Genomic DNA, 25414 nt, shown 5'->3' with positions numbered 1-25414 from the left:
GGCCCAGCAACCTCGCGCGAGGTAGCTGGGCCGCCGTCACGTAGTAATTGGGGTTAGTTGGGGCGGGTGTCCAAGACGGCGTCGAGGTAGCGGGCGACACCATCATCGTCGACCTCGTCGGTGACGGCTGCGGCGATCGCCTTGACCGACCCCAGCGCATTGCCCATCGCGACCCCGTGCCCGGCCCACGACAGCATCTCGATGTCATTGGGCATATCCCCGAACGCCATCACCTGCGCCCGCGCCACTCCGAGGTGGTCGCACAGATCCGACAGCGTCTTGGCCTTCGTGATCCCATGCGGTGCCAGTTCGACGAGCCCGTTGTCCGGTTCGGAGAACGACGCATGACAGGTGCCGTCGACGAGCGGATCGATGAGGTCGTGCATCGCCTGCGAATCGCTCGTCTCCAGGCGCACGAGCACCTTGACGACGTCCTCGCCGGCGAGTTCGGAGACATCGTCGATGATCCGGGCCTCACGCGGTCGACCGGTGACGAACTCCCGGTCGATGAAACCGTCGTTGAGAGTCTCGTAGGCGAACCGAGCCTCGGGATGATCGACGCGGACCGCCGCGGTGATCTCCGCCAGCGTCTGTGAGTCGATGGTGTGCGCATCGACGATGGACTGGGAGGCGATGTCGTAGACGACCGCGCCGTTGAGGCAGACGACCCGACCGAGGTCGGGGATCTGCTCGGCGATCGGCGCCAACCACCGCATGGGCCGTCCGGTGACGAGGACGAAGGGGATTCCCGCGTCCTGACAGCGGTGGACCGCATCGATCGTGGCCGTCGAGATCGGCTTCCAGTTCAGCAGCAGAGTGCCGTCGATATCGCTGGCGACGAGGCCGAGGTCGAAGTCATCCGGCGGCAGGATATCGGGGCTGATGGGAGGTCTCATGATGCCTCCACCCTAGCGAGAATCTCCCGCGCCCGCCCCAGCAGCTCCTCGGCATCCGTGATGAACCGAACCGTGGCCTCCGCACTCGAATCGATCGACCGTCCCGATGGCCCGTCCGACCGTGCCATCGACGCCGCGAGCACCGCCTCGCCGACCTTCGACGAGGCCTTCGTCAGCAGCTCCGGTGCGTCGCCGACGGCCTGCCGAACGGGCCCCGGCACCACCTGACCGGTGACAGGGTGGCGGGCGTGGAGGGCCGCGGTCAGGCCGTCGACGACGTCGACGAGTGCGTTGAGCCGGTGGGTGCCGTCGACGATGACGTCGATCGGATCCTTCGCCGAGGCGGCCGTGGCCCCGCCGTCGGATGATCCCGCCGAGGCGGCTCCTGAGGTGGCGCTGTCAGCGGAGTCGCGTGCCTCGTGGAGGGCCACCGCGGTGGTGTAATACCGGTCGACGGCGCGGATGAAGCGGTCGCGGTTGTGGCGCCATAGTCCGGTGCCGAACCGGTCATCGTCCTTGACCGCGGTCGTCGCCTTCTTGCGCAGGCCGGAGAAGAAGCGCTTCACAGATAGTTTCCGGTTCCGCGTTCGTCGCGGTCCGACTCCGTCTTCTCGCCGGGCTGTCCGTCAGCTGGTGTCATCCCAGGCGGAACCATTCCAGGAGGCAGCTGCCCGCGACCAGCCATCTGCTGGGCCATGGCCTGCTGAGCCATGATCGCGGTCTGGATGCCGTGGAAGAGACCCTCCAGCCAGCCGACGAGCTGGGCCTGTGCGATCCGCAGCTCCGATGTCGTCGGGGGACCGTCGGCCGAGTCGAAGGGCAGGTTGAGGCGCTCGAGCTCCTCGATGAGGTCCTTCGACAGCCCATCTTCGAGTTCGTCGATAGAGCGGCGGTGGATCTCGGCGAGGCGTTCGCGTCCCTTCTCATCGAGTTCGGTCCCGCGGACCTCCTCGAGCAGCTGCTTGACCATGGTGCCGATGCGCATCACCTTCGCCGGTGAAGAGACATCCGCCTGATCCTGCTGTGCCTTGGCGAGGCCTGCCTGCACTCCGTTGGCGTTCGCCGCACCGTCGGAAGTCTCCGCACCGTCTGTGTTCGCTGCGTCCGCGGCGTTCGTCTCGGTTGCGTGGTTCTGGTTTCCGTCCGCGGACTCGGGATTCTCAGTCATCGTTCATGCACCTTCCTCATCGACGATGAGCAGAACCTTTCCGATGTTGGCCCCGTCCTCCAGCGTCTGATGAGCACGGACGACGTCGGTCAACGGCATGGTTTCGTGGATGATGGGGCGGATGTCGCCCGAGACCACGGCTGGCCAGAGACGGTCGGCCACCTCGGCGACGATGGCGATCTTCTGGTCTTTCGGCCGCGCCCGCAGGGTCGTGGCGGAGACTGACTTGCGCGGCTGCATGAGCCAGCCGAGGTTGATCTCGGTCTTCGTTCCGCCCTGCATGCCGATGATGACGAGGCGGCCGTCGGTGCCCAGCGCCTTGATATTGCGCTCGAGGTACTTCGCGCCGATGATGTCGAGGATGACATCGGCGCCGGTCGATCCGTCGTCGTGGGTGCAGATCTCGCGGACGCGTTCGACGAAGTCCTCTTCGCGGTAGTTGATGACGGCATCGGCACCGAGTTCGCGGCAGAATTCGGCTTTTTTATCGGTGCCGACGGTCACAACGATCTTCACGCCGAGGTGGCGCGCAATCTGGATCGCGGCCGTGCCGATGCCGGAGCCGCCGCCGTGGACGAGCAGCCACTCACCGGCCTGCACCTGCCCGCGGCCGACGATGTTCGACCAGACGGTCGATAGCACCTCGGGCAAGGCGGCCGCCTCGGTGAGGTCGAAGCCTTCCGGGACAGGAAGCAGCTGACCTGCGGGAACGGGCACGTACTCGGCATAGCCGCCGCCGGAGAGCAGGGCCGCCACCCGGTCGCCGACCGACCAGCCGGTGACGTCGGCGCCGAGCTTTTCGATCGTGCCGGAGACCTCGAGCCCGGGAATCAGGGTGGCCCCGGGTGGGGGATCGTAGAATCCGCGGCGCTGCAGCAGGTCGGCCCGGTTGACGCCGGCGGCATGGACGCGGACGAGGACTTCATCGGCGGCGATGTCTGGTGTGGGTTCGTCGGTGACCTGCAGGACCTCGGGCTCACCGGGGGAGGAGATCGTGATAGCGCGCATGCGTCCACTCTAGTAGCTGGGTGCGCGAGTGGGCAGGGGCATCCGCTCCCCAGGCGATCATCCGCCACTCAGCAGCGGCGAGCCGCCAAGATGCGCAACCCAACCTCAGGCGAAGAGGCGGAACATCGGCGAGTTCTGGTGGACGCGCTCGACCTCGATCGACGAGGCCTCCATCCGCTCGAGCAGGTTCGGCAGGTCTTCGGCGTAGCCGAGCTGGATGCCGACGAACGCAGGTCCGGTCTCCCGGTCGGAGCGTTTGACGTACTCGAACATCGCGATGTCGTCCTCGGGCCCGAGCACCTCGTTGAGGAACCGGCGCAGGGCACCGGGTTCCTGCGGGAAGTCGACGATGAAGTAGTGCTTGAGGCCCTCGTGGACGAGTGAGCGTTCGAGGATCTCCGGGTAGCGGGAGATGTCGTTGTTGCCGCCGGAGACCAGGCACACCACGGTCGAACCGGGTTCGATCGTGATCGGCTTGTCCGAGTCCGGGCCGCCGATCCCGGCCGAGGCCAGGGCGCCGGAGGGTTCGGCGATGATGCCGTCCACCTGGTACATATCGAGCATCTCAGTGGCCACCGCGCCCTCGGCGACGGGACGGATGTCGAGTCCGTGTTCGGCGATGACGTCGTAGGTGATGTTGCCGGCCCGGCGCACGGCGGTGCCGTCGGCGAAGCGGTCGATGTTCTCCAAGGTCACGGGGTGGCCGGCTTTGAGTGCTGCGATCATCGAGGCGGCTCCGGCGGGTTCGGCGCCGATGACCTTCGTGTGCGGCATCCGTTCGGCCGCATAGGCGGCGATTCCCGCGAGCACTCCGCCGCCGCCGACGGGCACGATGATGTAATCCGGGTCGGTGTCCAGCTGAGCGTGGATCTCCGCAGCCACGGTGCCCTGACCGGCGATCGTGCGCATATCGTCGAAGGCCGAGACCAGGAGTGCCTCATTGCGTTCGGCGAACCGGTGCGCCAGCGCCGAGGCATCATCGTAGGTTGAGCCGGCGATCTCGATCGTCACCTGCTCTTCGCCGAAGTGGCGGACGCGTTCGATCTTCTGCTTCGGCGTCGTCTTCGGCACGAAGATCGTGCCCTGGATGCCCAGTTCCCTGCAGGCGCGAGCGAAGCCCTGGGCATGGTTGCCCGCCGAGGCGCAGACGACACCGCGGGCGCGTTCGTCGGCATCGAGCTGGAGCATGAAGTTGAAGGCGCCGCGGATCTTGTAGGACCGCACCATCTGCAGGTCCTCACGCTTGAGGTAGACCGTGGAACCGGTTGCGGCCGTCAGCCGCTCGCAGATCTGAAGTGGCGACAGGATGACGGAATCGGAAATTCGCAGCGCAGCCGCCTCGACCTCGCCGGCGAGTGTGAGCTTCTGGGGTGCCATATCTGTTTCAACCACCTGACTATTGTGCGCCCTTTGTCTTGCCATTTGGCAACTCGTATCGACATGAGGACAGCCGCGAGGCGGCTTGGGCCCCGTCACAAGTCCGCCGCGTACCGGTCCCGTCCGCGCCTCGCATCCGCACCCACCCCGTGATTTGGCTCCCGACTTCGGGGTTTCGGGTGCGCCCTGGACCGCGAATACCCCATATCATGATTGGATGGAGGATGCCCGTAATCCCTTCTAGGAGACGTCATGGCCATCAGCAGTGAGCTCGAACAACTGTTAGCCAGCTGGATACCCCGACAGCCGTGGTTCCCCAAGCACGCAGCAGATTTCGGGACCGACCCCGACATCACCCCCATGTCGGTGGCCCGCGCGTTCACTTACACCGCCGAGGAGCTCGGCGGCTTCGCCGGCCTCGTGACCGTCATCTCCGTCGGCGACGGCCCCACCCTGCGTCGCCTCAACATCCCCCTGACCCTGCGCGGCGCCGAGGACATGCACCTGCGCCACGCCCTCATCGGCCGCGTCGACGACCTCGCGCTCGGCACCGTCTACGTCTACGACGGCGCCGCCGATCCCGTCTTCGTCAACCTCATGGCCGACGCGATCACGAAGCGCAAGGTCTTCGACGGCGGGCAGCTGTCCACCGAGTCCCTGCGCCACAGCCAGGAGAAGACCGAGGCCCGGGACCGTGCGCCGATGCCGTTCCCGGTGACCGCGAACGGCGCGGCCGCCTCGGCGAATGGATCGACGAACACCGCCGCCGAGGCGGTCCCACCGAAGCCATCGATCGGTGACCTCACGGTGGGGGCGGAGGACGTCATGCCCGTCGAGATCCGCCCGATCGAGGTCTCGGACTCCGGGCAGCACAAGTCGACCGTCATCATCCACGACGAATACGAGCCGCTGGAGCTTTCGTTCTTCCGCGTCCTCGAGAACGGAATGCCGTCATCGCTGACGATTCCCGTCCTGCTCACCGAGGCGGGGTCGCGCAGTGTGCCCGAGGTCATCGGCTGGGGCTCGGGTCGCTGGTACGACATGTTCGAGGTCCAGGAGATGGAGGCGCCGATGGCGCTGCTCTCCCACGTCGATGTCGACGCCGAACCTGCATGGCGGGAGGCCGTGAACACGGTGTGCGCCGTCGACTCCGGTTCGATCGGGGCCTACAACGCCCACGCCGCGGAGATGGGTCGGCGCATCGGCGAACTCCATACGGACATGGCCGCTGAGTTCGGCGTCGTCGAAGGCGCCGGCGAACCGACGAAGCAGCTTGTGCAGAAGTGGGTGGAGCGCATCGACTGGGCGTTGGGCCGGGCTCCTCTGGCCCTGGATTCGCTGGTGCCGGAGCTGCGCGGCCACCGCGCCCGGCTGCAGGGACTCGAGACCATCGGCACCCTGCAGAAGATCCACGGCGAGCTGACACTCGATCATGTGGTCAGCTCGTCGACCGACGGCTATTCGGTCGTGAAGTTCACGGATTCGACGGATTCGGACCCCAAGCCCGCTGCCTTCGACCTCGTGGCTCTGCTGCGCAGCATCGACTACGCCGCCGGTTTCGCTCGTCTGCAGCGCACCGATGCGCTCGACTCCGAGGACGGCTCGCTGGTCGTCAGCGGCTTCGGCAATGATCCGGGAGCGCTGCGCGCGATCTTCGATTCGCCCGAATACCTGTGGGCCTCGCAGGTGCAGAACTCGCTGTTGTCCGGCTATTCGCGGGCGCGCGGCGACAGCATCGGGCTGAGCGATCCCGTGCTGCGTGCGGCGCTTGTCGACCGGCTTCTCGTCGAGGTCGTCACCGAGCTGCGCAACCGCCCGAACTGGCTGTCCGTGCCGCTGGCCACGCTCACCCTCGTGCTCAAGGGCAAGCCCGCACGCGCCGAGGAGGCTGCTGAGACCCGCCCCAGCTGGGCTGAATCCGCCGAAGCGGGGTCCGATGCGGCCGAGGACTCACCTGCATCCGGCGACGCAGCCGGTGCTGCTGGTGCCGAGGACTCGGATGCGGATGCGGAAGTCGCGTCGAGCGATGCGTTCGCCGTGGCTCCACCCGCTGGCGAGGCGACGGCCGCCGATTCGGAATCGGTCTCTGCGGCGCCCCGTGGAACCTCCGGCGCCGTCGCGGCCGCGATCGCGAACTCGGACTCCGATGACTCAGGATCCGAAGATTTGGCAACTAACAAGTCTGAAGCTGGTGAGCCCGCAGCCGATGGTTCCGGGACCAACGAGACCGAAGCCGGTGAGCCCGCAGCGGACGAGGTCGAGGTCGCCGATACCGCGGAGAACACCGTTGACGCAGTCGCGGATCCTGACATCGACGACGTCGAGGACTCCACCGTGGTCCCGCCCCAAGACGATGCACCCGAAGTGGCTCCAGCTCCGGCTCCTGCTGAAGACGAAGAATTCGTCGACGAGGAAGAACCGGAAGCTCCGGTCCGACGAGTCCCGGCCTCCTTTGCGGCGCGCGGCGCCACCTCGGAGGACTCCGACAGCACTGAACACGAATCGCAGCCGGCCAAGCCGAAGGATGCACCGAAGCTCGGCCACACGTGGAGCGAACGTTCGCAGAACTCCGGCAGTGACCGCGGAACATTCGGCGAGCAGGTCTCCGACCGGCAAGACAAAACCCGCGACGATGCCGCGGCGCGGTCCGAAGAATCATCGGACAAGTCCCGGGACGATTCGAAGCCTGCCGGCGGCTCCGTGTTCGATGACCTCCTGGGAACCGAGCGCAAGCGGAACCGGATGAAGAAGCGCAAGAAGGACTGACCGCCTCCGCGGACTCGTCGCCTCGGTGCCGGTTGCCTCGATGAAGGTCGCGGACTGAGCCGGTGACATTCGTGCGCTCATCCGCCAATTGGCAGATGCTGTTGCGGTTGTGAGAAACTATGGTGGCTCGACCTCGCGTCGAGCAGGCAGGGTTCGCTCCATCGCTGTCACAGGCATGGAAGAACCGAAGGAAGCGTGTCCGAGCGGCCGAAGGAGACGGTCTTGAAAACCGTTGTGCGGCAACCCCGCACCGTGGGTTCGAATCCCACCGCTTCCGCCCAGTGCAAAGCCCCCGAGCTCATCGTCAACAGCGAAGAGTTCGGGGGCTACTGCGTTCGCAATTGCTACCTGACGGCGGCCCAGCAACCTCGCGCGAGGTTGCTGGGCCGCCGTCAGGTAGCAAGAAGGGTCAGCACTCGCGGCAAAGCCTCTGCTTCCGCTCGTTCAAGGCTGAGCGCGCTTGTCGCTAGGTAGACCTACCGATAACCGCGCTTCGCCTTGAACGACGGTCCGAGCGCTGCCGCTGCCACCGACCCAGTCGCGTAGTCTCAATCCCGCACGGGTGCTCCCTACTCGGGCCCGCCGGAAGCACCGGGTGCCCCAGCGCCTTCCGCGAGTTCGTCAGACGGTGGTGAGCGGGTAGTGCGGCGGCGGTGGAAGGTCGACGATGATCTGGTCGCCCGGACGAACGACTCCGCCTCGGGCGACGATGCCCATGATTCCGGCAAGCCGGCGAACATGGCCATCGTCGTCCTTGAACACGAGGCGCTTCATCAGGCCAGGCTGCAGGTCATCGATCTGACGGCACGGGTTGCGCAGGCCGGTGACGACCACCGTCGCCTCACCGATTCTCAGTCGAGTGCCGACCGGCAGTTCGAGCAGATCGATTCCGCCCGTGGTGATGTTCTCCCCGAGGCTGCCCGGCTCCACCGTGAACCCCTCGTCGCTAAGGTGGTCGAAGAGTTCGCCATGGATGAGGTGGACCTGTCGGAGGTTCGGTGTGCTCGGGTCCCTGGCCACTCTGCTGCGATGCTGAACGGTCGTGCCTGAATGAGCGTCACCGGCGACGCCGATGCCCTCGATGAGCGTGATCAAGGGCATCGGCTCTTTGCTGAAATCATGCGTAGGGCTGAAGTGGACTGCGCGGACCGAGGACACCATGGAACTGATTCTCCCATGGGGCCAGCCCCGCGACAGAGACTCCACTTCCACTCGTTCAAGGCTGATCGCGCTTTTCGCTAGGCAGACCTACCGATAACCGCGCTTCGCCTTGAACGACGGGATTTCAGCGATGCAGCGCTTGAACGGCACGCCCAGCGCTAAGTGTCGTAACTCGCGGGTTCGAAATTCATGCGCACTGATCAAGATCACCGCGTATGAATTTCGAAGCCGCTCATAGGCACCGTTAGGCCGATAGTGCACTCAGGTGCCGACCGCTCAGTCCCGGACCGGCGCTCCCGCCTCGGGAGCCTCGCCAGCCCCGGGCGTCCCAGCGCCGTCCCCGGCCGCAGGCGCCTCGGGTTCGGACATCTCGGCATCGGCTTCGGGGTCGTCGAAGCTGCGTACCGAGCGCTTGAATCCGCGGGTCAGCACGGCCAGGTAGATGATGCCGATCGCCAGCCACACGAGGCCGCCGATGAGCGCGGTCCCATGCAGGCTCACCCACAGGACTCCTGTGAGGATCGCGCCGACGGCCGGCATCACGACGTAGCTGAACGCCGACTTGAAGTCCTTGACCTGCTTGGTCCGGAAGGCGTAGTGCGCAATGACCGTGAGGTTGACGAAGGTGAAGGCGATGAGCGCACCGAAGTTGATGAGCGCCGAGATGAGCTCGAGACTGAACGACATCGCCAGCAGGCACACCGCACCGACGAGCACGATGTTGAACACCGGAGTGTGCGTCTTCGGGTTGATGTATCCGAAGGCCCTGCGCGGCAGCACCCCGTTGCGGCCCATCACGAGCATCATCCGTGACACCGACGCATGCGAGGCCAGCCCCGAGGCGGCGGTCGCGGCGAATGCCGCAGCCACGAAGAATAGCTGGAACAGGTGGCCGCCGGTGATAATGCCGATCTCCGGCAGCGGATCGTCGACGATGGTGAACTGCGAATTGTCGGGGAAGAGCAGCTGCGCGAAGTAGCCGGCGACGAGGAAGATGAGACCGCCGGCGAGAACGGTGAGCATGATCGCCTTCGGCATGAGGCTGACGTGCTTGGCCTCGTTCGTGTACATCGTCACGGCATCGAAGCCGATGAACGAGAAGCACACGACAGTCGCACCGGTGAGGACCGCGCCGAGGTGGACGCCCTCGTGGATGAACGGCTCCGGGCTGAAGACGACTCCGGCCCCTTCGCCGGCGTTGAGCTGCATGACGGCGAGCACGCAGAACGTGGCGACGAGCACAACCGCGAAGACGAGGAGGACGCCGTTGATGTTCGCCGTCCCCCGCATCGAGGACAGGACGATGCCGGTCATGACGATCGTATAGACGATGACCCACACCCACGGGGGCGCATCGGGGACCATCGACTCCATGTAGAGCCGAATGATGAGGCAGTTGACCATCGGCAGCAGCAGATAGTCCAGGAGGGAGGTCCACCCGACGAGGAAGCCGAGCCCCGGTGACATCGTCTCCCGCGTATAGGTGTAGGCCGACCCCGCGGTCGGGAAGACCCTGACCATCTTGCCGTAGCTGAAGGCCGTGAAGATCATGACGATGAGAGCCACGAGGTACGCCGCCGGAACTGCTCCGTTCGTCTGTTCGGAGACGATTCCGAATGTGTCGAAGACGACCGTCGGCGTCATATAGCCGAGTCCGAGTCCGACGATGGACCACAGCCCGAGGTTGCGCTTCAGTGAGCCAGAGGCAGCCATATCAATCCTCCCCAACGAGTCTTGCTGCCAACCGGGCCGTCGACGTCGCCGTCGATGACCGGCCCGGAAGTGATGTGCGTCATGATCTTAACGCCCAAGGTACTGAAAACGAAACCATCGCCGAGGATCGGGACGGGTATCAGTGTGAAATCGTGACCTTTCCGATGAAAACCGTCATCATCAGCAACGATATCGGTAGTCCCGGCGGGCATCACGATGACCAGTTATCGAACGAACCGTCAGCACCGACGGGAAACAGAGTAGATTGCAGTCAACGGACAATGTGGCCCCACGAGAGGTGTGAGAGCAGTATGGCGATCGAAACGCTCAGTTCCCGACAGTCGGCGGCATGGAAGGACCGAGTCCTGCCACCGGTCGAACAGGTCGCCGAAGGTGTCTGGGCCCTCCCGGTCCCGATCCCGAACAACCCTCTCGTCTACACCTACTGCTATGCTCTCGCCGACGGCTCCGGCGTCGTCCTCATCGACCCGGGCTGGGACGGCAAGGATCAGTACCTGGCGCTCACCTCGGCGCTTGACGACCTCGGCTTCACGGTCGCCGACATCCACGGAATCGCGATCACCCACTACCACCGCGACCACATCGGGCTCGTGCCCGCACTCCTCGCGAAGAATCCCGACGCCTGGGTCGCCATGCACGGCGAGGACCTGCGCGCGATCAAACGCTTCTACACCAATGCCGTCGACCTCGGCACCGGAATCGACCCCAACCTCAATATCGCACGCGCCTATGGTGTCCCCGAGGATCGCTGGGCCGAAGTCGAAAGCCTCCAGGTCGGATCGAGCAAGGGCGGCTCGAAGAGCGACTCGATGAGCCTGTACAGGCAGGCGATGAGCCAGCTGCCCGAGAACATCCACGTCCTCGATGACGGCACAGAAATCCCGCTCGACGAAGGTCGAGTGACGGCCATGTGGACGCCGGGACACACCTACGGACACTCCGCGTTCGTCCGCGACGAGGACAAACTGTTCTTCTCCGGCGACCATGTGCTGCCGACGATCACCCCGAACATCGGCCTCGATTCCGGCGCGATCACGCACAGCCTCGGCGACTACCTGCGCTCACTGGAGAAGATCGGCGAGCTCGACGAGGACGTGGCGGTGCTGCCGGCCCATGGCTTCCGCTTCCGCGGACTCCACGATCGCAAGGTCGAACTCGTCGAACACCATCACGAGCGCCTCGGCGAGATCCGCGCCCGCATGGAGGCCACCGACGACCACAGCGTCTACTCGATCGCGGCGGGTCTGCACTGGTCCCGTGGTTTTGAGAGCCTGCACAACTTCAACCTCTTCGCCGCCCTTGCCGAAACCGCCGCGCACATGCATTATCTCGGTATCGACATCGGCGTCGGCTCTCTCGTCGGCAAGGACTGAGCCGGGCCCGGTCATAAGAAGCCATTAGAAGAGGGACAGCAAGGAGGAATCAGCATGAGCACCGAATTCGTTCCCGCCGCCGAGGTGCGGCCCGTGACCTTCGCCGTCCATGCGAGCGACCACATCGAACGTGGCCACCGCCGAGGTGATGAGCTGCGCACAGGTATCGCCTCCACTGTGAACGCGTATCGGCGCTACTTCTCGCATCTGTCCATCACCGAGGCGGCCGTGCACTCGGCCGCCACGTCGAGTTGGCGGCGGTTGCAGGAATGGTGGCCGACCGGCGCAGAGGAGGTCGAAGCCGTCGCCGCCGGAGCGGGCATCGACGTCACGGAGCTCATGGAGATCGTAGCCCGGACCGAGATCATGACCCAGGCACCGGCCGCGCCGACCGAATGCTCGACCGTGAGCCACACCAGCCCGGGCGCCTCCGTGGCCGCGCAGAACTGGGATTGGGCGGCGGACTTCTCCACTCTGTGGCACTTCAATGATGTCGGTGCCGTGCCCGGGCAGCACCGGCATGTGGGCATCGCCGAGTTCGGAATGCTCGGCAAGATCGGTCTCAACGAGGCCGGTGTCGGCGTCCTGCTCAACATCCTCAAGCACACCGGCGACGCGGCCGGGGGAGTGCCCATCCACATGATCCTCGCCCGTGTCCTGGCCGAAGCGGGCACCCTCGCCGAGGCGCTCGAGATCATCGACTCCGCCTTGACGTCATCATCATCGATCATCACGGTCATCACCGCCGAGGCGGCCGTCCAGGTCGAGATCGCCGGTGCACTCAAGCGCGAGCGACGGGCGCGGGCGAGCAGTGGGGCCGACGGAGAGACGGGGGAGTCCGGGTTCCTCATCCACACGAACCATTTCCTGCACCCGGATCTGCTCGACGGTGCGCTCGAGCTGCGCCCCGATTCGACCTCGCAGGAACGGTACCGTCACCTCGCCGAGGCGGTCGTGCGCTTCGACGCCGAACGTGCGCTGGCGCGTGGCGGCAGGCCCGTCACGGTCGGAGATCTCACGAAGCTGCTGACGACGGGACCGGGAGACGCGCCTGTGTGCTGCACTCCGGAGCCCGGCGCCGCCTACGGGGATCGTTCGGCGACCCTGGTCAGCGTGCGCATCGATCCCGCGCGCAGACAGATCGACCTCGCACCCGGGTCACCGGCCGACGGTCTGCACGGAAACCGCCGCTTCCAACTCTGAACCGGCGGCGGTCGCTCAGTCCTCGTCTGCTCCATCCGCCTCGGCGGCTTCCTGCTCGCGCATCTCGATGACCGCGTCGAGGGCAGACGCGATCGCATCGTCGTTCTCCAGTGCTGCCTGGATGAGCCGCCACGGCACGAGGTCGAGATTCTGATCGCCGATGACGAAGCGGATGAACGGCTGCTTGCTGCGCGGATCATCGGCTTCGAGTTCTGCGCCGTAGCGCCACTGGCCGAAGGCGATGCGGCGCACCGTCTCACCGATGAAGCGCATGGCGCCGGCGGTGAAGGGGGTCTCGTCCTCGGCGATCATGTCATCGGGGCCGTCGTAGCGGACCGCGACCTGCTTGCCCAGACGGGCGAGGCTCTCCCGGTCGAAGCCCCACGAACTCGGATCGGCCTGCTCCTGAGTCCAGGCGGCGATGCCCGGTTCGACGGTGCCGATGAAGCGGGTGAGGAATTCGACCTCCTCCTCGCTCGAGTTCTCGGCATTGAGCACGCCGAGGGAGAGTCCCGTGCACTTGCGGCGCGGTTGGCCGTCCCCGCCGAGGAGCTCCCTGGCCTTGTCGAGCACTGCGGTGAATACCTCGGCGCTGCGCTGGTCGACGGCGGCCAGCACGATTCCCACCAGCGGGATCGGCTCACCGGCGGCCGGGCCGTCGGCATTGTCGGGGCGGATGAATGGCATCCCGTTGCCTGTCGACTCGTCGTGGTCCCAGACGCCGCCGATCGCACGCAGATAGGTTTCGCCGAGGTAGCGGATGAGTCCTTCGAAGAAGCGGCGGTTCTCCGGCTTGAGGATCTCTTCGGTGTTCGGGAACTTCGAGAGCACGAAGAGTTCGAGCATCGGCAGTGATTTCGGTCCGAAGTCCTTCGGGAACTTCACGGTCTCCCCGTCCTCCTTCTCGAAGGTTTCGGGGAGGTCGGCGAGGACGAACGCGCCGAGGCGGACGTCCATGTTGTTGATGAAAGCAGAGAATTCGCGCTGGAGTTCGTTCACGGGCACCACCTTAGTGCCTCGAGCCGGTTCGTCGAGTGCGTTCAGCTCTCGTCGTCGGGGCAGAAGTCGATGAGATGCATGAGGACCTCGACGATGAGGCTCGGATCGATGTCGACGTGCTCGTCCATCTTCTTCCCGGCCGCCGCAGTCAGGGCGATCCGGTTGAATACGGAGATCATGACCGTGAGGAAGTCGCCGATCGGCTGCTTCGTCGTGGCGCCGGCGACGTCGAGGGCCGTGGTCACGAGTGCGGCCAGCCGGTCGAGCTGAGTGGCGTTGAGTTCGACATAGCGGGCGTGGAGATGTGGAACCCGCAGGCAGTAGAGCTCGATCTCCTGTTCCGTGATCGTCTCGGCCACGGTCTGTTTCTTCTCATTGAAGACATCGTCGATGAACTGCGTCATCAGCGCTTTGATCTCCGGTGTCTCGGCAGTGGCTATGAGCTGCTCGGACCACCGCTGGATCGTGGCGTCGAGGCGATCGAGGTTCTCCGAGATGCGCATCTCGATGATCGCGAGCACCAGATCGTCACGGCTGGAGAAGTTCGAATAGAACGCCCCGCGGGTCAGGCCTCCAGCCTCGCAGATCTCCTCGATCGAGGCACCGTCGATGCCGCGGACGGCGAAGACCGAGGTGCCGGCCTGAACGAGGGTGGATCGGGTCTGGCGTCTGCGTGGGCTGAGTTCGTCTGTGTTCATCGTCATTTCGTTGCGGTGGGGTCGGCGATGGCCAAGGTGGTGCAGTCGTCTGCGCCGGCATCGGAGCCGACTGTGACGGCGGGGCGGAGAGCGAGGCGCCTGAGCATCTCATGGGAATCCTCGCTCAACCTGGGATCCATTTGCATGGAGGGTGGGTCTTGCACAACAATACAATACTGTATCCAATACACTTTTGTATCGAGGTTTTCGTGTCAACTTTCCTCTACGCCCTGGGCCGTCGTGCGTATCGGACCCCGTGGCGCTTCATCGCCGCGTGGCTGCTGATCTTCGTCCTCGTCGGAGCCGGAGTCGCCGCCTTCTCCAAGGACTTCGACAATGACTTCACACTCCCGGGTTCGGAGGCGCAGACGGCTCTGGACTCGATGAAGTCGACGTTCCCCGAAGCCGCCGGCGTCTCCGCCTCGGTGATCGTCGTCGCCGACGACGGCGATTCGGTCGAAGATGCGAAGTACAAGGATGCGATCGAAAACGAGATCGACCGCATCGAGGACCTCCCGCATGTTGACACGGTGACCTCCCCGTATTCCGACCTCGTCGAGGGCGCCACCAGCAAAGACGAGACGGCGGCCATGATCTCCGTCCAATACGACGGCACTCAGCAGGACGTCGGGGAGGACGCCGGCGACAACCTCATCGAGGCGCTCGACCCGCTGCGCGATGCCCTGCCGGGAGCGCAGGTCGAAGGCGGCGGTGAGCTCTTCCAGATCACCGGTGTCGAGATCTCCTGGGTCGAAGGCATCGGCGTCGTCATCGCCTTCATCGTCCTCCTGCTCACCCTCGGTTCCTTCCGCGCCGCGGGAATGCCGCTGATCACCGCGCTCATCGGCGTCGGCATCTCCGTGCTGCTCATCGTCGGCGGCACCGCATTCGCGACGATCAACTCCTCATCGATCATGCTCGCGCTCATGCTCGGCCTGGCCGTGGGCATCGACTACGCACTCTTCATCGTCTCCCGCGCCCGCGACCTCCTCGCCGAAGGCCACGACCCCGTCGAGGCGGCCGGACGCGCCGTCGCGACGGCCGGGTCCGCCGTCGTCTTCGCGGGCATGACCGTGATGATCGCACTCCTCGGCCTGTCCCTGGCTGGCATCCCCTTCCTCACGATCATGGGCGTCGGCGCCTCCGGCTCCGTCGCCGTGGCCGTGATGATCTCCCTGACGATGGTTCCCGCCCTGTTGGGACTCGTGAAGTCCAAGATCACCCCGAAGCCGACGAAGCGCTACCGGAAGGCCTACGCCGCGGCCGCTCGGCGGGCGACGACGGGCACGACCACCTCGGCGAAGGGATCACCGACCGGCACCGAGGTGGGCGACGGTTCCACGGGAACCCCCGCCGAGGCGACCGACCCGGCACTGCGGGAGAGGATCGCCGACGAGGCGCGCGCCGAGGGCGGCGACCCGTACCCGCCGACGATCATGAACAAGTTCTTCGCCGGGTGGCTCAAGGTCGTCACGAAGATCCCGCTGCTGACGATCGTCGTCATCGTCGGTGGCCTCGCGCTCTTCGCGATCCCCGCCACCCAGCTCCAGCTGTCCCTGCCCACCGCAGGAGATCAGGAACAGGGCACCCCGGCACGGGCGACCTACGACCTCATCGATGAGCACTTCGGACCCGGTTACAACGGACCCTTGGTCATGACCAGCCAGATCGTGACCAGCGATGATCCGCTCGGAGACGTCGAGGAGATCGAGAAGCGCATCGAGAAGGTCGACGGTGTCGAACAGGTCATCATGGCCACCCCGAACCGGGACGCGACCGTCGGGCTCTTCCAGATCATTCCGACGACCGCCTCCGACGACCCGGCGACCCTCGACACTGTGGATCGGCTGCGGGACCTGAGCACGGAGATCGAGGACGACTTCGACTTCGCCACCGCCGTCACCGGTGCCACCGCGATCCAGATCGACGTCTCGGATCAGCTCGGCAAGGCTCTGGTGCCCTTCGGCATCTTCGTCGTCGGACTCTCCATCATCCTGCTCATGATGGTCTTCCGCTCCGTGGCGGTGCCGATCAAGGCCACCGGCGGGTTCCTCCTCTCCGTCTTCGCCTCGTTCGGCACGGTCGTCCTCGTCTTCCACGACGGACTCTTCGCCGGCCCCTTGGGCATCGACGGGACGGGCCCGGTCATCAGCTTCCTGCCGATCATCGTCATGGGCATCCTCTTCGGCCTGGCCATGGACTACGAGGTGTTCCTCGTCTCCGGCATGCGCGAAGCCTATGTCCACGGCTCCTCGGCCAAGGACGCCATCAGAGCCGGATTCGCCTCCTCCGCACGCGTCGTCTCGGCCGCAGCGATCATCATGTTCTCGGTCTTCGCGGCCTTCGTGCCCGCCGGCGAGCCGATCATCAAGTCGATCGCGCTCGCCTTGGCCGCCGGCATCTTCGTCGACGCCTTCCTCGTGCGCATGTCGCTGGTGCCGGCGATCATGCAGCTGCTCGGCGACAAGGCCTGGTGGCTGCCGAAGTGGCTCGATCGGATCCTGCCGCGCCTCGACGTCGAAGGAGAGGGCCTCGCCCACGAAGTGGCCCTGCGCGACTGGCCGGAGCCGAACTCGGACTACCGGGTCTACGGACGCGGAATCGGCGTGTACTCCGGGGACCGAGGCTTCGCCCGCGTCGACATCTCCCTGCTGCCCGGCCAGATCCTCGTCGTCAGCGGCGATTCCCGCCGAGCCCTCCTGCTCGCCGTGTCCGGCCGCGTCGGACTCACGGCCGGGGAGATGAAGATCGGCCAGAACGTCCTGCCCGAACACGCCGGACGGGTCCGTCGACAGGTTCCCTACCTCGACCTCAACCGGGGTGAAGCCGACCGGATGATCAGTCCGCGCGACATCTCTCGGATGGCCGCCTCGGCGCCGGATCTGCTCGTCATCGACGGGGCGGAGAAGCTCGCAGCCGGGGCACGGGAATCGGCCGGACCGGCACGGGACCTGCGCGATCTGCTGCCGCAGCTCGTCGCCGACGGCACCACCGTCATCCTCGGCCTGCCCGACGGGGACGTGACAGGGATCTTCGATCCCGAAACGAACTACTTCCACCTCGACCTCGACGAGGCTCGACCCGATGAGCGGGGCGGAACCGACAGCGAATCAGGCGGCGAACACACCCACGCCGTCGACAGCACCAACATGGAAGGTGTGCAGTCGTGAGACTCGAACGTGCGAACTCGAAGAAGCCGGTGAACTGGCTCTCCCTCCTCGGCCTGGTCCTCATCCCGATCATCGTGGCGGCCGGATTCATCCTCGCCACGTGGAAGAGCGGCGATCGTCTCGAGACCATCGAAGCGGCCATCGTCAACAACGACGACGGGGCGAAGGTCGACGGCAAGACCGTGCCGATCGGCCGTCAGCTGACCAGCGGTCTGGTGGGCGAGGACGAGAACAACATCCACTGGGTCATCACCGACGAAGAGGATGCGCAGAACGGGCTGTCCGACGGTACCTACGCCGCGAAGCTGACGATCCCCGAAGGCTTCTCCCGCGCCGTGACCTCGGTCGATGATGCAAAGTCGGCGACGCAGACGCAGCTCGACGTCGACGTCTCCGGGACCGCTCCCGCGCTCGATACGCAGATCTCCCGATCGGTCGCCGAGGTAGCGCGGACGACCTTCAACACGCAGATGACCGAGAACTACCTCGACAACATCTACGTGGGCTTCAATAAGATGGGCGACCAGATGAAGGACCTCGGCGACGCCGCCGGGGAACTCGACAAGGGTGCCGAGGGCCTCAAGGAAGGCACCGGACAGTCGGCCGAAGGTGCCGGCGAACTCTCCAAGGGCATGAAGCAGCTCAGTGACAACGGCGGCGAGCTCAAGTCCGGAGCCACGGAGCTGTCGAAGGGCGCCGGCGAACTGTCAAAGGGTGCCTCGGAGATGTCCGGGGGCCTCAGCAAACTCGACAAGAAGACCTCGAAGCTGCCCGAGAGCACGCAGAAGCTGGCCGACGGCTCCGGTGAGCTCTCCGACGGCGTCGACGAGTACACGAAGTCCATCGACGAGATCATCAAAGGCTTCGCCGGGTCCGGAGACTCGGGAGAAGGCGGCCTCGGTGACATCACGAAGGGCGGCAAGGAACTCGAGAAGGGCGCCGACGGTGTGTCCAAAGGTGCCTCAGGCCTCTCCGACGGACTGCACCAGTACCGAGACGGGCTGAAGGAGGGTGCCGACAAAGCCGATCAGCTGGCCGGGACGAAGCCTGACCTCGACGGACTCGTGGCTGCCGGCATCATGACCAAGGCTGAGGCGGAGAAGGCACGGGCCGAGATGTGCCCGACCGGAACTCCCGATCAGGTCTGCCAGGGCATCGAACAGGCCTATGCTCAGGGGCTGCTCAACGGCACGTCGGGTGGTCTGAACCAGGCCGTCGACGGGCTCGAGCAGGAGCAGAACGGCTCGTCCCTCCTCGGCGGATCCGATGACCTCGCCAAGGGTGCGTCGGAACTCTCCGACGGCGTGACCAAGTTCGTCAAGGGGCTCGAGGACGGCCTCGGTGATCTGACGAAGGGCATGGAGGACATCTCGAAGAACGCTCCGAAGCTGCTCGAGGCCTCGAAGGGACTGCGCGACGGTGCCGCCGGGGTCGCCGACGGCAACCAGCAGCTCGCCGACGGAATGCCGGCCCTGTCCAAGGGCATCGGCAAGGTCGCCGACGGTTCCTCGGAGCTCTCCGACGGTGCCGGTCAGCTCAGCGATGGGCTGAGCGAATACAGCACCGGCGTCGGCAAGTACACCGACGGCGTCACCGAGGCCGCGACCGGCACCTCCGAACTCGCGGCCGGCCTCGACAAGCTCGATGAGGGTACGGGCAAGTACGCGAAGGGCGTGAGCAAGTTCTCCGACGGCGTCAAGGACGGTGCGGACGAAGTGCCGTCCTACACGGCTCCGGAACGTGACCGCTTGGCCAAGGTCGCCTCGGCGAATATCGAATCGCCGGACACGGACAGCGTCACGGATGTGCTGGCGGGATCGACGATCGCGCTGCTCATCATGCTCGCCCTGTGGATCGGCGGACTAGTCACCTACACGGTGCTCAAGCCGATCCCGGCATGGGCTCTGCTCTCGACGAAGTCCTCGTTCGCCGTGTGGGCGCGCGGACTGCTGCCCGGCCTCGTCGTCGGGGTGCTGCAGGCGCTGGTGCTCTCGGTCCTCGCGGTCACCGTGATGGACATCGACGCGATCCAGGGCTTCGACATCGCGGTGCTCACGTTCGTCACAGCGATCGTGTTCATGATCTTGAACTTCGCGCTCGTGGCGTGGTTCGGGGGAGTGGGCCGGTTCCTGTCGGTCATCGCCGTGGTGCTGGCCGTGGCGGGCCGGACGATCGGGGCGGTGCCGCAGTTCTTTGACTTCGTGGCGCCGATCCTGCCGCTGACTCCGTCGATGAACGGCTTCGCTGCGATCGCCGCGGGCACCAGCGGGCAGGCTGCCGCGTACGGCGGACTGCTGGCCTGGGCGGTCATCGGCATCGTGATGTCGTTGCTGGCCATCGTCCGGGCACGGACCACGAAGCCCGAAGCCGCCCTCGAAATGGCGTAGGCGCCGAGGCTCTGCGCTGCGCGGCGCAGCACGGCGCCTCTGCGCTGCGCGTCGCATCACGGCGCCTCTGCGAACAGCCCAGTCTGAGTTGAATAGCCCATGTTTGAAACAGGGCCATTCACCCCAGACTGGGCTGCTCGCATTCGGTGCTCGGCCCCCGAGTCCGTTTCGGGACACCCATTTCTGAAATGCTCACTTTCCTCCCTGTGCATTACAGAGCAGGGTGTATCGAACCCGGCCTCGTGCATTGTGCGGCGTGGAGTTCGGCAACTGCCTGGTGTGGGGCGCTGGCCGAACTGAGTCGTCGGCGTCCGCTGGGTCGCGGGTGGACCGAGAGTTCGTGGCGATTGGCCTCCGGGGAGAGCCTGCGGGGTCTCAGAGGAGGTCGAGGATCGCCTCGGCTGCGGCGTGCGAATCGTTGAGCGTGGCTGCGTTCGTTCCCGGATTGGCTGCGATCGCGAGGCCCCACTGCTTCGACGACAGCTGGATCGACAGAGCGAACCGGCGCGGGTGGACGTTGCCCTCGACATCGATCGTGCGATACGGCCGAGACGTGAGCGCGAGTCCGTTGAGGAACTTCTCCCGACCGTCGTCCAAGGTCAGACGGGCCGCGGTGAGCTGACCGCGTTCGAGCATCCCGTACAGCAGGACGTCGGCGGCACGTGAGACGGAGTTTGTCGGGGACGCGGCATCGATGACGACGCTGCCCGTGATCGCTCCGGCGGCCTGCGCCGAGGTGACCGTGAAGATCTCCGGCCGCGGCCCCTGCGCCTCATCGGTGAGCCCCTGCACCGCGGAAATGGGATTCTCGGACCCGTCCGGGCGTGCGGCGATGCCGGAACTTGCATTCTCTGCTTCGGCTTCGGGTGCATCCGAGGTCCCACGGAGTGCGTCCGGGTTCTCTTCGATGCGCATATCGGGGCCGATGAAGGTCACGATTCCCGCCTCGGCGAGGGCGATGAGTTCGGCGATCCGCTGTGGGGGAGGCCCATCGCAGATGCCGGAGACGAAGCCCTCGAACCAGCCGAGGATCTCCATGTCGATGCTCACGCGATCGATGTGGCCTGCGACGATGAGCTCCTTGAGCAGCAGTCGGGACTGCCACAGCACGGTGAAGAGTGCCTTCTCCGGGCTGCCGGTCGGACCTGCCAGAGAGCTGCGCAGGTCAGTGCGCAGGAAGTCGAGCATCCACTCGTGCAGAGAGCCCGCTACTCCCGGCTCACGGCTGGTGAAGAGTTCACCTTCGAGCGGGTTGAGCAGGGTGTGCAGGGACATGCGGTCGGCGGGATCGGGCACGAGTGCCTCTTCGATCTCCGACCAGGCGAAGGCCTCGCGGGTGACGCGACCTTGGCGGGCGGCATCCTCGGTGGTCGTGGCGCTGGCTGTTCGTGCAGCGCTGGACGTCGCCGTGGCGCTTGCCGCAGTACGAGCGGTCGCAGCGGCCCGATCCTCGGACGAACCGACTTCGCCCGACTGCGGGTGGGTCTCCTGCCAGGTGCGTCGGGTCAGGTGGCGCGAGACGGCTTCGCCGATAGCCTCGCGCAGCTGGCCGGGGTCATCGGCGAATGCTTCGGGGCGGACCTGGGAGAGCGTGTGGTAGTACGCCAGACGCAGGTCGGCGAGGATGAGCGGCCACAGCTGATCATTGAATCGAGCACCGGCCTTGCGTTCCCCGTCGAGGTCCTCGATCCCGGCGAGCAGAGCGATATTGTCCTTCGTGAAATACCGCAGGGGCCAGTCCCGGCGAGGATGTTCATGACAGATCGGTTTGCTGCGGTACGGGATTCCACGTCGTGATCCCAGCGCCAACTGCGGTTCGTCACCACTGGGTACATACCGCAGCAGTCCGCCGGGCTGCGCCTCGTAGCGGCCGCCGCGCTCATGAGTGAACAGGGTCTGCAGGTCGAAGTAGTTGAGCCCCATGCCTCGGACGATGACCCGCTCACCGGGGGCCACCTCGGTGACGGGGGTTTCCGCGGGCAGACCCTGCGGCAGGTACAGCCCGCCGCCCAGTTCGGCGAAAGCGGCGAGGCGGGCGCGCTCCTCCGGCTGGGCGCTGGGGATGTGACCGACGGCGAGCACGACGGCGCTGGCGACGATCGTCGTGCCGTTCTGGCAGCGCACGAGCTGCTCGGGGACAGTGGCCCGTGAACTCTCTGCCACCGATGGGGGGAGGTCCATCGCGGGCAGGTCGATGACAGATTCGGCCTTCGTCGGGTGTTCGACGATCTCGATGAAGTCCGGTGCGCCCTCGCGGATGCGCCGGTAGGCGTCGCGGAGGTAGCGGCCGTAGAGGCTGCGGCTGGGGAAGGTCGAGTGCAGCGGTTCGGTGCCGCCGTTGGCAAGGTACCAGTCGGCCATGGACGGTCCGGTCGGCGCTTCGTCGGCGCCGAGGAAGCTGCAGCTGGAGTCGGGGAAGACGGTCTGCTCGGCGATGGTGGTGTTCATCAGCAGAGACTCGGGCTGGTCGGTGCGCCACACGATTCCCGCTCCGGGCGGGTACGGATCGATGAGGTGGATGGTCAGCGCGGCCTCGGCAGCTCCGGCGAAGCGTTTCGCAGCCAGAGCCACGAGTCTCTCCAGAACGGTGAGACCCCGCGGTCCGACACCGATGATCGCGACCGCGGGGGCAGGAGTCTGTGGAGCCTGGCTCACCCCTGCTCGCCGGTTCCGCCGTTGGGTCCGGGGTAGCCGGGGAAGTCGTCACCGGGCTTGAAGCCCTTCGGGTAGCACTTGCCTTCGGCGTTGGGCTCACCCGGCGTAGCCGCTTCGGTGGCGTCCGCCTCGGCGCCGGCCTCATCCGTGGATCCATCCGCGGAATCGGCGGGTTCCTCGGTGGCGGTGTCTTCAGTGCTGTCCTCGGTCGAATCCGCGCTGTCCTCGGATTCCTGGGACTTGCTGCCGTCGTTCGTCGGCTTCGGGGTCTCCTCGCCGTCGGATGCGCCCTTGACCTCGCCGAGGATCCACTTGTGGAGCACATCGTAGTCGGGGTCATAGGTGGGGGTGACGTCGTTGTTGATCTGCACCGTGGTGACATCGCCCTTCTGCATCATCAGCGCGAGCTCGATGAAGGCAGGGATCTCGTTCTGCGGGATCGAGGTGGCGATGTTCCGCGTCGCGGAGTTCGCGAGCTTCGGGTAGGCCGTGGCGATCTCCTGCGGATCGACCTGTTCGAGCGTCGTCTTGAGCATGCGCTGCTGACGGCACATGCGGTCGTAGTTGTCGCTGCCTTCGCGGGAGCGGACGTACCAGAGTGCGTCCTTGCCCTTAAGGGTCTGCGGGCCCGGATCGACCCAGCCGTAGATCTCGTTCTTCACACCCGACATCGATTTTCCGCCGCCCATCGGGATCGGGCGTTCGACGTCGATCTTGACTCCGCCGATGGCGTCGACGACGTCTTCGAATCCGGCCATGTCGACCGAGGCCCAATAGTCGAGTTTGAGGCCCAAGGAGCCTTCGACGGCCTGCATCGTCGTCCACATTCCAGGTTCGAGACCGTGCGCATTGCCGATCTGATCCGGGTTCTGTTCGCCCCACTGCCACACGGCGTTGATGAGGTCCTCAGAGGAGTCGCCGGAGGGACGGAATCCGTCTGGCCAGGCCTTTTCGAGTTCGCTGCCTTCGGGGAAGACCGGGAACGCGAGGTTACGGGGCACGGAGATGAGCGCGGCATTGCCGGTCTTCGTGTCGATGGAGGCCACGAGCATCGTGTCCGGGCGGGTGCCTTCACGGTCGTCGCCGTTGTCGCGGCCCATGAGGAAGACGTTGATATAGGGCTTGTCCGCCCAGAGGTCCTCGGCGCTGTGGGCTTTGCCGGTGCTGTCGCCGAAGAGGCTGGCGACCGTGTCGGACTGCACGCGGGCGAAGACCGAGCCGACGCCCAGCGGGATGCCGATGATGAGGGCGAGGGAGACGACGAGGACGCCGGCCATCTTGTTCTGCCAGGGCCGGTATCGGTGACCGCGGCGCAGCCCGAGGTGGGACACGACCATCACGAGGATCCAGATCACGGCCACGAGCACGGCGGCGATGGCGAGGAAGTTGAGCAGCGAGGGACTGGCGACGATCGTGGCGACCGCACGCACCGGTCCCTTGACCAGCAGATAGACGAGCCCGACGAGCAGAGTGATGACGAAGAGACCGAAGACGATGAGCCCGGCGGGCCGGAAGCGTGTGCGCAGCAGTCCGACGCCGGGCAGCAGGGTACTCAGAGAGGTCCAGCCGACGAGGCTGGGGAACGATTCGCCGAGGCGGGAGGAATGGCGGCGGGCCCGTCCCGGTTCGTGACCGGTGGACTTCTCGTCGTGGGCGGAGCCGTTGTCGTCGGCTGCTCTCGCGGCAGACGATGCGCCGGCTGCGGCTGCGGCTGCCGTGCCGACCGCTGCTGCAGCCGCGGCGCTGCGGGCGCCTCGTGCGGCGGATGGCTTCTTCCGGCCCCGGCCGCGGGATCCGGCCGCGTGCCGTTCGCGCGCGTCACGTCGCGTCGTCGGGGCGGAGTCCGTGTCGGTGTCGGTGTCAGCGTGGCTGTCATCGCGAGAATCTCTCGCCGAGGCGGCCGATTCGTCCCATGCGAAGGTGCGCGGAGCATCGTGGGCAGGATCGCGCCGTGAACCGGCGCCCGGATCGTCCTGTGTGTTCGAGCTTGCTGCCGCGGCCACTCCGGCCGCAGAGGCTCCGCTGGCGGCGGCTGCACGCAGCATTCGGGCTTCGCGGCGAGTGCGCGGGGCGACCGGACGCGGAGGCGGTGCATGCGGCGAGCGGGACGAAGTTCCTGCGTCCCGGGTGCTGTCGCCGAGTCGGTTGTCCGATTGATCTCCGGATCCGCGGGAGCTTGTGCGGAATGAATAGTCGGATCGGGCGTCGGCGGACCGTGTGGAGTCCTGACCGGAATTCTGGTCCGAGTTCGTGCGGGACTGACGAGGGTTCACCGACGAGGTCGGCAGCTGCTGAGAGTCGTGACGCTGGGATCCCGAGCGGCGAGGCTCGGTCGGTCGAGAATTCTGCTGCGGTGAGCTCGACTGCGGTGGCGAGTCGCTTTCACTGGCGGCGGTGTCGCCGCGGAACCGGGGGCGAGAGGAGGCCCGGAGCCGACGACCTGTTGTCTGGGTATCGGGGTCGCGCCCATGCGGTCCGCGCTTGTCAGGGGGAAACTCTGGCAAGTTGTCTACTCCTCAAAAAACTGTCTGCTCGTGCAATACGGCCCGCTCGCCGTTCTCGACTCCGGCGCAGGGCACACCGCGGGCATCGGATTTCCGACCGGTGTTTCTGCGAGGATCTGAGACCAGACCGCAAAGCACATCACGCCGATTTTACGCCTGGACATTGATGAATGCTGGAATTCCGGTGTGGGGGAGCGGTACAAAGGGAACGTTCGGCCCGGATTCGCGCCCATGACGGGTCGGTTCGACTATGACGAAGGCCACTGTCCACAGTTGCGCTTTGCCCTGGATGGCTCCTTTCCCTTAGGCTGTATC

17 protein-coding genes and 1 tRNA gene are annotated in these 25414 nt (G+C 65.9%); 6 read left to right on the top strand and 12 right to left on the bottom strand.

Annotated features, from left to right (window positions below; genetic code table 11):
- Positions 1 to 53: 53 nt before the first annotated feature.
- The 5 genes from SB749_RS02670 to ilvA all read right to left on the bottom strand — a co-directional run bounded on the left by SB749_RS02670 (position 54) and on the right by ilvA (position 4449).
- Complete coding sequence (locus SB749_RS02670; protein ID WP_410708891.1) at positions 54 to 896, bottom strand: HAD family hydrolase; 843 nt, start codon at positions 894 to 896, stop codon at positions 54 to 56.
- A complete protein-coding gene (locus SB749_RS02665) occupies positions 893 to 1462 on the bottom strand; it encodes a hypothetical protein (protein ID WP_410708890.1) in 570 nt (189 codons plus the stop codon). The genes SB749_RS02670 and SB749_RS02665 overlap by 4 nt, the downstream gene beginning before the upstream one ends.
- On the bottom strand, positions 1459 to 2064 hold the full coding sequence (locus SB749_RS02660; protein WP_410708889.1) for a proteasome activator: 606 nt from the start codon (positions 2062 to 2064) through the stop codon (positions 1459 to 1461). Before SB749_RS02660 ends, SB749_RS02665 begins: the two co-directional genes overlap by 4 nt.
- A 3-nt stretch (positions 2065 to 2067) precedes the next feature.
- Entirely contained in the window at positions 2068 to 3072 is a 1005-nt protein-coding gene (locus SB749_RS02655) for an NAD(P)H-quinone oxidoreductase (RefSeq protein WP_410708888.1), read from the bottom strand.
- Positions 3073 to 3177: 105 nt separating this feature from the next.
- On the bottom strand, positions 3178 to 4449 hold the full coding sequence (gene ilvA, locus SB749_RS02650) for a threonine ammonia-lyase IlvA (protein WP_410709919.1): 1272 nt from the start codon (positions 4447 to 4449) through the stop codon (positions 3178 to 3180).
- 252 nt (positions 4450 to 4701) lie between these two features.
- On the opposite strand from ilvA, the gene SB749_RS02645 reads away from it, so the two are divergent.
- Together SB749_RS02645 and SB749_RS02640 are read left to right on the top strand one after the other, a co-directional pair.
- The gene (locus SB749_RS02645; RefSeq protein ID WP_410708887.1) at positions 4702 to 7215 is read left to right on the top strand and encodes a maltokinase N-terminal cap-like domain-containing protein; all 2514 of its coding nucleotides are present in this window, start codon (positions 4702 to 4704) and stop codon (positions 7213 to 7215) included.
- Positions 7216 to 7404: 189 nt separating this feature from the next.
- Positions 7405 to 7492 (top strand) — tRNA-Ser (locus tag SB749_RS02640).
- Positions 7493 to 7836: 344 nt separating this feature from the next.
- On the opposite strand, the gene SB749_RS02635 is transcribed toward SB749_RS02640, so the two are convergent.
- Both SB749_RS02635 and SB749_RS02630 read right to left on the bottom strand, forming a co-directional pair.
- On the bottom strand, positions 7837 to 8376 hold the full coding sequence (locus SB749_RS02635; protein WP_410708886.1) for an MOSC domain-containing protein: 540 nt from the start codon (positions 8374 to 8376) through the stop codon (positions 7837 to 7839).
- 276 nt (positions 8377 to 8652) lie between these two features.
- Positions 8653 to 10089 (bottom strand): APC family permease, encoded by a 1437-nt coding sequence (locus tag SB749_RS02630; RefSeq protein ID WP_410708885.1) that lies wholly within the window; start codon positions 10087 to 10089, stop codon positions 8653 to 8655.
- Between the two features lie 311 nt (positions 10090 to 10400).
- Between SB749_RS02630 and SB749_RS02625 the strand changes: the two genes are divergently transcribed.
- Together SB749_RS02625 and SB749_RS02620 are read left to right on the top strand one after the other, a co-directional pair.
- Positions 10401 to 11483, top strand: coding sequence for an MBL fold metallo-hydrolase (locus tag SB749_RS02625; RefSeq protein ID WP_410708884.1), 1083 nt, complete (start codon positions 10401 to 10403; stop codon positions 11481 to 11483).
- Positions 11484 to 11537: 54 nt separating this feature from the next.
- On the top strand, positions 11538 to 12686 hold the full coding sequence (locus SB749_RS02620; RefSeq protein ID WP_410708883.1) for a C45 family autoproteolytic acyltransferase/hydolase: 1149 nt from the start codon (positions 11538 to 11540) through the stop codon (positions 12684 to 12686).
- A 15-nt stretch (positions 12687 to 12701) separates the two neighbouring features.
- Here SB749_RS02620 and SB749_RS02615 read toward each other — a convergent pair whose 3' ends face one another.
- From SB749_RS02615 to SB749_RS02605, 3 genes are read right to left on the bottom strand one after another with little or no spacing between them, the layout of a single operon-like run.
- Positions 12702 to 13685, bottom strand: a complete 984-nt coding sequence (locus SB749_RS02615; protein ID WP_410708882.1) for a hypothetical protein — start codon at positions 13683 to 13685, stop codon at positions 12702 to 12704.
- Positions 13686 to 13726: 41 nt separating this feature from the next.
- Positions 13727 to 14389 carry a TetR/AcrR family transcriptional regulator gene (locus SB749_RS02610; RefSeq protein ID WP_410708881.1) on the bottom strand — a complete coding sequence of 221 codons (663 nt, stop codon included), beginning with the start codon at positions 14387 to 14389 and terminating at the stop codon, positions 13727 to 13729.
- A complete protein-coding gene (locus SB749_RS02605; protein WP_269320691.1) occupies positions 14386 to 14511 on the bottom strand; it encodes a hypothetical protein in 126 nt (41 codons plus the stop codon). The genes SB749_RS02610 and SB749_RS02605 overlap by 4 nt, the downstream gene beginning before the upstream one ends.
- Before the next feature lie 81 nt (positions 14512 to 14592).
- Here SB749_RS02605 and SB749_RS02600 point away from each other — a divergent pair, with 81 nt between their 5' ends.
- Together SB749_RS02600 and SB749_RS02595 are read left to right on the top strand one after the other, a co-directional pair.
- Complete coding sequence (locus SB749_RS02600; RefSeq protein ID WP_410708880.1) at positions 14593 to 17553, top strand: MMPL family transporter; 2961 nt, start codon at positions 14593 to 14595, stop codon at positions 17551 to 17553.
- Entirely contained in the window at positions 17550 to 19940 is a 2391-nt protein-coding gene (locus SB749_RS02595) for a YhgE/Pip family protein (RefSeq protein WP_410708879.1), read from the top strand. The genes SB749_RS02600 and SB749_RS02595 overlap by 4 nt, the downstream gene beginning before the upstream one ends.
- A gap of 375 nt (positions 19941 to 20315) precedes the next feature.
- Here the strand turns inward: SB749_RS02595 and SB749_RS02590 are convergent, their stop codons facing one another.
- Together SB749_RS02590 and SB749_RS02585 are read right to left on the bottom strand one after the other, a co-directional pair.
- Positions 20316 to 22595: an FAD/NAD(P)-binding protein gene (locus tag SB749_RS02590; protein WP_410708878.1), complete on the bottom strand. Its 2280-nt coding sequence runs from the start codon at positions 22593 to 22595 to the stop codon at positions 20316 to 20318.
- On the bottom strand, positions 22592 to 25099 hold the full coding sequence (locus tag SB749_RS02585) for an LCP family protein (protein WP_410708877.1): 2508 nt from the start codon (positions 25097 to 25099) through the stop codon (positions 22592 to 22594). Before SB749_RS02585 ends, SB749_RS02590 begins: the two co-directional genes overlap by 4 nt.
- Positions 25100 to 25414 lie beyond the last annotated feature (315 nt).

Source organism: Brevibacterium sp. SIMBA_078, from assembly GCF_046534565.1.
In the GTDB taxonomy this organism is placed as follows: domain Bacteria; phylum Actinomycetota; class Actinomycetes; order Actinomycetales; family Brevibacteriaceae; genus Brevibacterium.
Note: the sequence above shows the minus strand (reverse complement) of the source record. Positions and strands in the feature narration are given on the sequence as shown.